Annotated in this window: 11 protein-coding genes; 9 read left to right on the top strand and 2 right to left on the bottom strand. The window is 28.3% G+C overall.

Translation table 4 applies throughout. The features are described from left to right. The first annotated feature begins 176 nt into the window (after positions 1–176). Positions 177–608, top strand: a complete 432-nt coding sequence (locus D9R21_RS03055) for a hypothetical protein (protein ID WP_148108823.1) — start codon at positions 177–179, stop codon at positions 606–608. 3 nt (positions 609–611) lie between these two features. Further along, positions 612–854: a hypothetical protein gene (locus D9R21_RS03060; RefSeq protein ID WP_126821047.1), complete on the top strand. Its 243-nt coding sequence runs from the start codon at positions 612–614 to the stop codon at positions 852–854. Between the two features lie 471 nt (positions 855–1325). Here the strand turns inward: D9R21_RS03060 and D9R21_RS03065 are convergent, their stop codons facing one another. Next, positions 1326–1949: a ribosome-inactivating family protein gene (locus tag D9R21_RS03065; protein WP_126821048.1), complete on the bottom strand. Its 624-nt coding sequence runs from the start codon at positions 1947–1949 to the stop codon at positions 1326–1328. Next, a complete protein-coding gene (locus D9R21_RS03070; RefSeq protein ID WP_126821049.1) occupies positions 1906–2745 on the bottom strand; it encodes a hypothetical protein in 840 nt (279 codons plus the stop codon). The genes D9R21_RS03065 and D9R21_RS03070 overlap by 44 nt, the downstream gene beginning before the upstream one ends. Positions 2746–3005: 260 nt before the next feature. Here D9R21_RS03070 and D9R21_RS03075 point away from each other — a divergent pair, with 260 nt between their 5' ends. The 7 genes from D9R21_RS03075 to D9R21_RS08515 all read left to right on the top strand — a co-directional run bounded on the left by D9R21_RS03075 (position 3006) and on the right by D9R21_RS08515 (position 8163). Further along, entirely contained in the window at positions 3006–3698 is a 693-nt protein-coding gene (locus D9R21_RS03075; protein WP_126821050.1) for a ParA family protein, read from the top strand. Further along, positions 3698–4009, top strand: a complete 312-nt coding sequence (locus tag D9R21_RS03080) for a hypothetical protein (protein WP_126821051.1) — start codon at positions 3698–3700, stop codon at positions 4007–4009. Before D9R21_RS03075 ends, D9R21_RS03080 begins: the two co-directional genes overlap by 1 nt. Positions 4010–4532: 523 nt before the next feature. Beyond that, entirely contained in the window at positions 4533–6647 is a 2115-nt protein-coding gene (locus D9R21_RS03085; protein WP_126821052.1) for a DUF3688 family protein, read from the top strand. Next, positions 6628–6864, top strand: a complete 237-nt coding sequence (locus D9R21_RS03090; protein WP_126821053.1) for a hypothetical protein — start codon at positions 6628–6630, stop codon at positions 6862–6864. Before D9R21_RS03085 ends, D9R21_RS03090 begins: the two co-directional genes overlap by 20 nt. Continuing rightward, the gene (locus D9R21_RS06960; RefSeq protein WP_158613857.1) at positions 6827–6994 is read left to right on the top strand and encodes a hypothetical protein; all 168 of its coding nucleotides are present in this window, start codon (positions 6827–6829) and stop codon (positions 6992–6994) included. The genes D9R21_RS03090 and D9R21_RS06960 overlap by 38 nt, the downstream gene beginning before the upstream one ends. 89 nt (positions 6995–7083) lie before the next feature. Beyond that, on the top strand, positions 7084–7983 hold the full coding sequence (locus D9R21_RS03095; RefSeq protein WP_126821054.1) for an Mbov_0396 family ICE element transmembrane protein: 900 nt from the start codon (positions 7084–7086) through the stop codon (positions 7981–7983). 45 nt (positions 7984–8028) lie between these two features. Beyond that, positions 8029–8163, top strand: coding sequence for a hypothetical protein (locus D9R21_RS08515; RefSeq protein WP_255416608.1), 135 nt, complete (start codon positions 8029–8031; stop codon positions 8161–8163). Positions 8164–8347: the final 184 nt, after the last annotated feature.

Here is an 8347-nt window from a genome sequence, read left to right on the forward strand (position 1 = left end):
AGGAACTAGGTGGTTATTTATTACTTTTTTGAATAAAATTACTACTAAACTTATTTAAAAAATATATAAAATTTATTAAATATGTTGTTTTGGTATGGTTATACTACATTTTGGAAAATTTCAACGCTTATATGGGGCTTAAATTTGCTCAAAACCGCAGAAAGGAGCATATTATTATGCAAGAATTGGTATTACAAGCAGAGCAAGTTAATTATCACTTTGTTAAATTACCAACGGGTGGTCGGTTTAAGGTTTTTAATCAGTTAGATAATCAAAAACACATGTGTAACTTTTTTGTCCATAAATCAGATATCTACAAACATACCCCATTATCAAATAAGGTGCGTGTTGGTGATAACTTTATCAGTGTGGCAAAAAAAGACATTCATGTTACAAAAACAGACCCTAATTGGTTTAATGTTGGCGTTCGTGTTTTTGGCACAAATCATATTTATTATCCCGACGGAACCCACATTAAAGCGACTGGTTGGGATGCAATGATTAAAACCAATATGTACAAATTCCATCGCTTAAATACGCTGCGCCGTCAATTTGAAAAATGACAAGCAATCGAACCTCGCCTTCGTAAGTTTAAAAACCGCGAATAATTTTTGGCTGACGTTGATAAAAAATACCAAACTGAAGTACAAGCAATGGCTAAACAAAAAGCAGAATTTCAAGCCTCAATCAAAGCCAAACATTCTGCTAATAAAAAAGTTAAAAATGAATTACAAGAGAAAAATTCTCTTGTCGATAATTTTAACACACACTATGAAAAAAACAAGGATGACCCACCAAAATTATCCGAAAAAGAACTCGAACAATTATTAGGGGAATTAGACAACTTAGATTAACTCCCCTATCAACAAAGTACAGAACTTGCGTAAAACCACAGTGTAGCAAGACAACGAATAAACAAACCCAAGATATGGTCTTTATCATATTGTTTTTGCTGTTTGGTAAATCGCCTATTTTTATTATCTCTTTTCTTCCAATATAATTCCAAAACTTTTCCTATACTATACCAAAACAACAGATATTATATAAATAATAAAATAAATAACTACGCGTGAGAAGAGCTAACCACGTATAAAATATGAAATAAATAAAAACAGAAAATAAGATTTATATTTTCTGTTTTTATTTTAGTTTTTTTAATTATACTTTATTGTATTACAAGCAACTAAATTGGTTGTACTTGTTCCAATTAAAGTAATTTTTCATAAAAGACTTATTATTTTTTTCATATTTAATCTTTCTATTTTTAATAATTTAATTAAAAATGAAAATAAATTAAATTTTTATTTCCATCATAGAAATTTTAATTATTTATTATTTAATATTCTTACGTTTAAAAGAAAAGCCATTAAAGTTGGACAAATTCTATTAGAATTATCGTTAATTGGGTCATAGAATTGTATACCATGTTGTATACCATTATTTATTCGACGTATAATGTCTTGACTTAATGAACCTCAATTAGTTAATAAATTTGAGAAATAGCTTCTTCATGAAATAGGATTATTATTACGTTGAATTGTACTAATTATATTGTTAAATCTAAGTGCTTCTGAAGTAGCTAAAATTACACGCATTAAATTAGATGATATGTTATTTCTTTGTTGATTACTATTATTAAAAGAAGCTAAAAATCGAAAAGAATTGAATATTGATTGTGAAGAAATATTAATATCTCCGTCAGCGATTAAATTAGTATAACTTCCTCCAAAGTTTAAATTTACATTAGTTAAATGATTAATTCCTAAATTTGTTCTATAAGTACTATCTGAAAAATAATAATATGTTCCATAAGCATTCGTTTTTCCAACCATAGATTCTCTTAAAATAAATCCTTGAAGATATAAATTTGATCTATCAAAAACTAATTCAACAGTATTCCTTAAACTAGATAAGCCTTGAAATTGTATACCTATTAATAAAATATCCATTTTGATTACTTAAACGATAAGTACCATTCGTTCTGCCAAATTGTTCTATTATTCTTTCTCTATTTAAATAATTTACAATACTAATTAAAGAATTATAATATTGATTAAGATTATCATCTCATTCATCTATTACTAAATCTGGTGCATAATTATTTTGATTATCATTACTTGTTCGTCTAATTAATGGTCTACTTATTAAATTAGGAAATTTTTCTATTAAAATATTTGGTTCTCACAATTTATCATTCATTATTATAAACTTTTCTGTTCATTCTCCTTCAGAAGTATTTCAAATATAAACATTATCTGGACTATCATTTTTTACAAATCTTGTTTTATTTGCTACAGCTGATCATATTTTAATGCTATATCCATTATTATAATCAATACCGTTTTGTAAATCAAAATAATGTATAATAAATTTCATTGTGCCCGCTCCGCCAATTTCAATATTTTTAACTAATTGATTATTTTGATTTCTAATTTCAATTTTTTTGTAATTTAAATAATTTGTATCAAAATATTCATCATCCCCAGAAAACCTTATTTTTGAATAATCAAGATCAAGATAAACTTTACCTCTTTCTTGACCATTTGAACCTAATAAACTTATTATTTCTTTTTTATTTTGCCCAAAACTACTAAAAGGTCTATTAATTTGTCTTACTTGTTGTCAAGTATCTCTTTTATTTCTATTTAATTTTTCTTCTTTTTGATAAGGACTAGCGGCAACTGTTGTTGGTAAAGCAGTTCCACTAATTGTTAACACACTTAATAAACTTAGTAGTTTTTTCATTTCTGTATTTCCTTTCTGAAATTATTATTGTGTTATTTTCCTAAGTTGATAATTGATAATTTTTAAATCAATCATAACCTAAAAATTTTTAGGTGAAATAATCTTATCATAAAAATTTAATTAATATTCTTGTGAAATATTTAGATCAATTTAAACCGAATAATTTGACTTAGTCCCCTATTTAAAACTCTTATAAATGGACTTGTCAAGAAAAATAAGGGTTTTTTGTTGCTTATTTTTTTATTGCCGTTTGTGGCGCAATGAGTGTTATTTTCACGGGGGAAAACACGCAAGCTAATCTTACAAACTCATTAATAACAAATTATATTGACAGTAATAAAATTGAAAAATGATTTAAATCAGATTCAACAACAGAAGACTTATTAAATACATTTATTCAAACAGATAATTTAAATGTTGTTATTGTTCCGTCTTGAACAGAACTTGCCAATAAAGTTTTATCTGAATTAGATAAAAATTCTTTTGGAGTGACAATATTTATGAAAAATATTAAAAAAACACAAACTATACTAAGTGAAATATTTGATTATGTTTTCTTTGATACATCACCAAAAGCAGATAAATTGCTTACAAGTATGTTATTAGCTTGTGATTCTATCATTGTTCCGATAGAACCACATTTGTATTCATATCAAGGTATTGAAGTTATGACCAAACCATATCAGGAAGCTATAAATTCAATAAATAGTTTTGGTGGAACATTAACAAATAAAATTAAATATTTTTTTGTTAATAAGGTTAAAAAAACAAAATTTCATTCTGTGATGCTTGAATTAATTGGCAATTCAAATATCAATAATAAATTACTAAATACAATGATTCCAGATACAGTTTCTAGACAGCAAGAAACAATTGTTAATAAATATAGAATTACTGAAAAAAACCCTTTTTATAATTTATATTTAGAATTGTTAGAAAAGGATATTCTTTAATGAGTGAAAAAAAATTAAGTGCATTAGAAAGATTAAAAGTAATTGCCGAAGAAAAAATAAACCATCAAGATTCAAAAACCGCACCAAGTTGTGACCCATCAAGTTTAATGCCAATTAATACAAAAACAATAGAAGTAAATAATAGTCCCATTTTTAAATCTTGTAAACAAGAATTTAAAACAATTTCAATTGATATAGAAACAAAACAAATGATAAAAGAATTGAAAAATTGCGGTGTACCAATTAATAATTCTGCTTTATTTAGATTAGCAGTAAAAGAATTTTACAATGAATGAAAAAAGAAAAAGTAGATATAAGTTCATTAAAAAAAGTATAAAATAAAGATACTTGCAATCATAATTTAATGATTATTGATGTTGATTTACAAAAGTGTTTGAATTGTAGCTTTGTTATTCAAAAAGTCGATGATAAGTGATTTACGGTCAATATGGGCAATAAAAACTGTGGGAAATAACAAATTGTGTTATAATATGCTTACCAAGATATTTTTATTTTTGGTACCTAGCCCAAATGTATCAAATATCAATCTTTGCTCTTTTTTCTGTAATAAAATAAAAAACCATAAACAAGATTGTTTATAGTGATATAATATTTATGGAATTAAATATTTTTAATAAAAATTGAGTGATAGTAATTTATCGCAAAATAAATTACTATCGTGGAAACACTAGCGTTTACTAGCGTTTCCACAGACAATTTTAACATATTTCTTGGTGGTATTTTTGTGATACTACTTTGAAATATGTTGAAAATTGCTTGTGGGGATAGTGCGTTGGTGCTATTCTCTTTTTTATTCAGAAAGGAAATAACGACATGAAAAAAATACTAAGCATATTAACCATATCAACCTTGACAGCAAGTGTTCCTGCTCCTTTATTGGCAAATACAACACTAACTCGTGTTAAACGCGATGTTGTGACAACTGAAAAAGATGTCACAACTGGGTTTGATATAAAAATAAAAGGTATTGAATATAAAAATTGAGAAAAACTTGAAGCAGTCACAAAACCATTTAGTAAAATTGATAATAAGTGATATATTGTTATATGGCATGGAAAAGATATTAATAATTGACGAATAAAATCTTTCCAAAACATTAATTATTCAGATAGAAGAAAAGTTTTAGATAGTCAAGGTAATTATGAATTAGCATTAACAAGAGTTGGTGATAACTTATTTATAAATAAAGTAAGTTCAATAAGTGATGTTATAAGTTGAAATAAAGATAATGGTACATATTTTAAATCGGTTTATTGTTGAGATGGTTTAAATGAGCCCCAAACACCCGAAATAGATAGTAATGGGAATATTATTAATTGAAATATTGATAAAACTCAATTTCAACAAGGAATTTTGTTTTCACTTGCTGATGGTTCTAAAACGGCGACTTGGTCTAACGCTGGAATGCGTTTGACAGTTGATGGTGAAACAAACATCAATATCAATAACCCAAATGTTGAAGAAGTTTATTGGGATGGTTCTTTACAACCACAAACAAGTAAACAATGGAAAATCAATGTTAAACCCGAAACCACTGCCAAAGATCACAAATTAGTTATTAAATACAATATTAATGGGACAAAATACACAAGTGAAGATATTATTGTGTCAATGTTGGCAAAAATTGACCCACCAATGCCACCAGCGCAACAAAATCTAAGTGATTTAATCAAAATCACTGATTTAGGAAATATCATTGATAATAAAGATGACACTATTTTCTTAGCAGTAAATAAAGCAAATAGTGAAATTATTGATGATTTTTCGCAAATTGAAATAACAAAAAAAGATAATCATTCTGCAACTTTATCAGCAAAATCAGGTAGTAAAAGTTATGCTGGATCGGTTGATGTTAAATACAATGTTGTTCCAGCAACGGTGGTTGATTTAAAAATTGAATTAAAACCAACCGTAAGCAGTGCGATAGTTGATAAAGATTATTTGGCACAACTTGACAGTAGTAAAATGACAAATAAAGTTGATACATTTTACTATGCAAATAGTGAAAGTGTTATAACAATGGTTAAACCAACACCAAGTAGTGTCATAACTGGTATTGTCTATGGTTGTGATGATAAGTGAAATAAAACATCACAATCAATCCCCATTGACCCAACAAGTGGGATTAAACTTGATGGGTCACAACTTGGTGCGGTGAAAGGAAAATACTTAATTGAGTTAAAAAATGAACTAGGACAAACAAATACTATTTATTTACAAGTTTATAAGGATAAAACAAAAGAAGCATACTGGAACACTGATAAAGGTAAAAACTTTGAACAGTGAGCAGAAGATAATGGATATAAAAATATCCGTGGTTATAGTTCTAGTCAATTAAATAAGTTATCTGAGTTATCGAAAATTTGAAAACAAAGCTTAGCTCATTTAGATTTAAAGTTAGATAACTTTGTTGTTGATAACATTAAAAATGTTAGCCAAGATGAAATTGATAACTATAAAACAAAAATACTTGTTAGTGTAAAAGCGCAAGTTGAAAAGTATGTTCCAAATGTTGTAGAAAACACCGACTATGTTATCAGTGTTGATCCCCTTGTTGCTGGTGATTGAACGACCAGCAAAGATATTAAAGTTCAATCAGTTAGTGGTAGTACAAAACTGTTGAGTTTTGCTATCAAAACAATTCTAGTTCAGCAAAAATACCAACCAACACCAACCCCGACGCCGGACAGTGAAAAAACAAAATCGTTTTGAAAAATACTGGGGATAGTGGTTGCTGTGCTTGCGGGTCTTGGTCTTGTGGGGATGTTGTTGTGAAGATATTGGTTGCGTCCTTGAAGAACGAAAATTCGGAATGTGCTTAGTGATAAAAAAGAAGTAGAGCGTAGAGCACAGTTAGCAAAAGAAGAAGCGGAAGCAAAAGCAGAGCAAGAAAGTGGGGGAAAAACTGATGATGGGCATAATTCTTAATTTTTTAATCAATAGTGTTGTGGGGACAATATTTTTAGTTATATTTTGTGGTTCTTGCATTATTGGTGTTATTTGTGGTTTAGTGTTGGGAATTAAGTTTCATTTCAAACCACCCGTTGATAGTAAGGAAGAATTACAAAATAAAAGAGATGATGAAGAACAGAAAGGTGGGGCTGTAGATGAATGCAACACAGCAGTTAGTAGAAAAAATTATTAACTGTGGTAGTGCCTCGTTGGTTGTGGTAGCGTTTGCGGTGGCAATTATTTATTTGTCAGTTTATTTTATTAGTGGTACTGGGGATAAAAATAGTATGGAGCGTAAAGAAACAATCAAACGTGTTGGATAAACGTTTTTATGTTTAGTTGGAGTGGTAATAACGCCAACCTTTGTTTTGATATTTAAAGATAGCATTATTGCTTATTTTGGATAAAATAAATGCGTTTAAAAAAAAAGAAAAATGATTGATTTAATTTCAATCTGAAATCAAAAAAATCAAAACAGATAAATAGTGGTGTAAGTTCAATTTCAACAACAGTTAATAAAATTATTAAAAAAATAGCATTAATTATTGGCATTGCCTTTTTACCAACAATGCTATTTTTATTAATCCTTTTTACGGTTGTTTTTGCAGTGTGAAATTTTTTTAACCCCGATAGTTTTAATACTGATGTTGTCAATAATTCAATGTCAACTGCCGCTATAGAAACAACGCCAACACCAATGGGTGGTACTGGTGGTTTTATGGAGAACGTGTTGCAAGCGGTTTCGGCGATATTGTATTTGTTTTTTATTCGTCCGATTTTGTGGTTGTTGGGTCAAATGCAAGAAGTGATTTATTTTATGGGGGCTGGTAAGTTAACGGATAAGTTGTTGTTTGGTACTGAGAATAGTTGAATGGGGATACCAGCGGCATTTTGAGTTTGTATTGGCATTGCAATTGCCCTAGCAATGTTATGTGTGTCAATTCGGTTGATTGAGATTATGATGGCGCATGTCAAGGATAAGGGTCAAAAATTTAAAAAAGTATGACTTAATTTATTTTTGGCTGTAATAGCAATTCCAGCAATTCCGGTTGCTTTTATCTTTTTTAATTATGTGATTAATACAATTACTCAAACTATTATTAATAATGGTTATTTAAGTACCAAAGATATTGGGTTGTTTATATTTAATTCGTCGTTTGATAATGGTATGCACGACTTTGATTATGTTCCCGCAAGTTGAACGTTTGATGATAGTGTTCACTTTAATTATTTAATATGTTTGTTTTCTGAAACATTTATGATTTATATTTTGTTGTTGATAAATTTATTATTGTTTTGGCGAACATTTTAATTGTTTGTGCTTTATGTGATATCTCCGGTGGTGGTTGTGAGTTGTGTGTCAGATGAAGGGCGAAGATTTAACAATTGAAAAAATTTAGTTATTCATAGGTTTATTGCATTTGCAATTGTTTATTTAGCATATAATGTTTTCTTAAATGCGATAGAGTGCACCCCAAAAAGTAAGTATTAGTAAAAAGGGTAGACTGCACCCCAAAAAGTAAGTAAAATTAAAAAAGAACTTTACTAAACTTTTAGAGGAGGTGCATTTTTATATGGCAAGAAAAGGACAAAAATTTAATAAATATACAGCAGATTTTAGAAAAATGATAGTACAAGAAGTTAAAAATAATAAGATAAGTTTTATTGCTCAAAAA

It is taken from the genome of Spiroplasma endosymbiont of Megaselia nigra (assembly GCF_003987485.1).
Lineage (GTDB): Bacteria > Bacillota_I > Bacilli_A > Mycoplasmatales > Mycoplasmataceae > Spiroplasma.